The organism is Roseicyclus sp. (assembly GCF_052168335.1).
GTDB lineage: Bacteria > Pseudomonadota > Alphaproteobacteria > Rhodobacterales > Rhodobacteraceae > Roseibacterium.
This window is the reverse complement of sequence record NZ_JBQLZP010000689.1, coordinates 1-2,556: the sequence shown is the minus strand read 5'-3', so window position 1 is coordinate 2,556 and position 2,556 is coordinate 1. Positions and strand designations below refer to the sequence as shown.

Annotated in this window: 2 protein-coding genes and 1 pseudogene; all 3 read right to left on the bottom strand. The window is 73.4% G+C overall.

All coding sequences use genetic code 11. The features are described 5' to 3' along the window. Nucleotides 1–183 precede the first annotated feature (183 nt). Entirely contained in the window at nt 184–1,857 is a 1,674-nt protein-coding gene (locus tag ACTS11_RS20975; protein WP_442642221.1) for a glycosyltransferase family 39 protein, read from the bottom strand. Between the two features lie 7 nt (nt 1,858–1,864). After that, nucleotides 1,865–2,236 (bottom strand): lipid-A-disaccharide synthase N-terminal domain-containing protein, encoded by a 372-nt coding sequence (locus tag ACTS11_RS20970; protein ID WP_442642220.1) that lies wholly within the window; start codon nt 2,234–2,236, stop codon nt 1,865–1,867. After that, nucleotides 2,233–2,556, bottom strand: a pseudogene (locus ACTS11_RS20965) (dolichol-phosphate mannosyltransferase); the annotation flags it as partial. The pseudogene ACTS11_RS20965 and the gene ACTS11_RS20970, both read right to left, overlap by 4 nt.

Here is a 2,556-nt window from a genome sequence, read left to right as displayed (position 1 = left end):
CGACGGCGGAGAAGACCGCGCTCCTCCTCGACGGGACGCTCGACGCGGTGATCGACCACGGAGCGGGCGCCGAGGCGCGCGAGGCGCTGACGCGGCTGGCCGCCGCGCTCCGGGGCGCGGCGCATGTGCCCGCGCCCCTGCGCCTGCAGGTCATCCTGCGCGAGAACCTGCCGCCCTGAGGCCTCAGCCGGGGCAGGGCGCGTCCGGGGCGGGCACCCCCGGCGACACGAAGAGGCGCAGGTGGACCGGGTTGCCGTTGGTGTAGTTGGTGCCCCTGATCTCGGTCAGGTCGGCCACGCCCGGCGGCGCCGCGACCCCCTCGGGCAGGGCGGCGGGCGCGATCCAGGCGGCGCGGTCCGTCGCTTCGGCGAGCCAGGCCAGCGCGCCCTCGCCGCCGGTCAGCATCGTGTCGGTGCCGAAGCGGAAGACGAGGCTCGGCTCGGCGAAGCCCGCGATGACGGGGGGCGTGGCGAGGCAGGACAGGCGTTCCATCGCCTCACCGAGGCGCGGCGTCACCCAGAACTCGCGGGCGAGCGGCAGGCTCGCCGCCGTCAGCGTCCAGGCCATGACGATCCCCGAGAGCGCCAGCGCCGCCGTGCCGCGCGCCGCCTGTCCCCTGTAGAAGGCGACCGCGCCCGCGACCGCAAGACCCGTCAGCGCGAGGCCGCCCAGCGTCGGCCAGAGCGCGACGCCGTCCCCGTAGGCGATGGGCGCGCCGATCGCCACCACCGCGAAGGCCAGCGTGCCGAGCGCGAAGCCCGCCGCGCCCACATGCGCCGCCCAGCCGCGGAAGGCCTGCGCCCCGTCGAGCATCCGCACCAGCGGCACGGCGGCCAGCAGCATTAGCGCGGGGTAGACCGGCAGCGTGTAGTGGATGAGCTTGGTCCAGACCGCCTCGAACACCACCCAGGTGGGCACGATCCAGCCCAGCAGGAACGCGCCCTCCGCGCTCCGCCGCATGTGCCAGCCGGTGACGACGGCCAGCGGCAGGAGCAGCGTCCAGGGCCAGTAGGTGATCCAGATGAAGAGGAGGTAGAGACCCGGCGGCATCCCGCTGTGCTCGCCCGTCGCGGCGAGCTTCTCGGCCATGTCGCCGCCGATGGAGGCGGTGAGGAAGGCGCCCTCCGTGCGGATCATGATGGCGACGAACCAGGGCAGCGTCAGGAGGAGCATCCAGGCGAGGCCGGGCAGGGGCCTGAGACGGGACAGCCAGCGGAGGCTCCGCTCCCGGCCCGAGACCCAGGCCGCCGCGGTCAGGACCGGCAGGAGGATCAGCGGCCCCTTCACCAGGAGCCCCGCGGCGATGGCCGTCCAGAAAACGGCGGGGACGCTCCATCCGCGCACAGGCCCGAGCCAGGCCCGCGCCATCGCCCCCATGGCGAGCAGGATGGTCAGCAGCAGCGTCGCGTCGGTCTTCGCCGTCCGCGCCTCGGCCGAGAGCATGTAGACGGTTGCGAGCATGACGCCCGCGAGCGCCGCCTCGCGCCGCCCGACGAGCGGCCGCCCCGCCCAGACCAGCGCCATCGCGGCGAGCGCGGCCATGAGGTAGGAGGGCAGGCGGTGCGGCCAGATCTCGGTCGTGCCGGTCAGCCCTGTGAGCTCCAGTGCGGCGGCCTGCATCCAGTAGACGCCCGCGGGCTTCACGTGGCGCGGCGCCTCCTGGAAACGGATGTCGACCCAGTCGCCCGTCTCGGCCATCTGGCGGGAGGCCTGCGCATAGCGCGCCTCGTCGCGGTCCTGCACCGGGAACTCGGCGAGGCCGACCGAAAAGCTGAGGAGCGCCAGCAGCAGCACCCAGAGCGGCGCGAGCCGCAGGGCGAGGGAGGGGCGCGGCCGTGTGGGCGCGGCGTCGGACATGGCGGCGCTATTCGGCGGCGGAGTTGGGGCGGTGGACGGCGTCGGCCTCGGCCGCGTCGGCGGCGGCGGCGAGCCGGTCGGCGCGGCGCACCTTGCGGATCAGGAAGAGGTTCCGCGTGTAGACGATCAAGCCCATCGACTGGCCGAGGATGAACACCACGTCCTGCCGGTAGATCGCGTAGGACAGGAGCATCGTGCCGCCGAGGATCGAGAGATACCAGAACACCACCGGCACGTAGGACCGGCCCGCGCGCTCCGACGCGATCCACTGCACGATGAAACGCATGGAGAAGGCGAACTGCGCCGTCAGGCCGAGGACGACCCACCAGAACTCTGTCCAGTTCTCGATCCTGAGGAAGGCGAAGACGGTCTCGGTCATGGATGCCTTTCCGCGCCGCGACGGGCGCTTACCGTGGTCTCGCCGGGGCCGAGCCTGCGGCGGCGGCGGATCAGCCAGGCGACGCCGAGCAGGTCGCTCGCGCCCACCAGCGCCCGGCCGAGATTGGTGTATTTCGACCGCCCCGCGACGAGCGGGCGGTGGCCGACATCGACATGCGCCACCTCCCAGCCGTCGGGCTGGAACAGCGCCGGCAGGAAACGGTGCATGTGGTCGAAGTAGGGCAGGTCGAGGAAGGCGTCGCGGCGGAAGGCCTTCAGCCCGCACCCCGTGTCGCGCGTGCCGTCGCGCAGGAGCCAGCC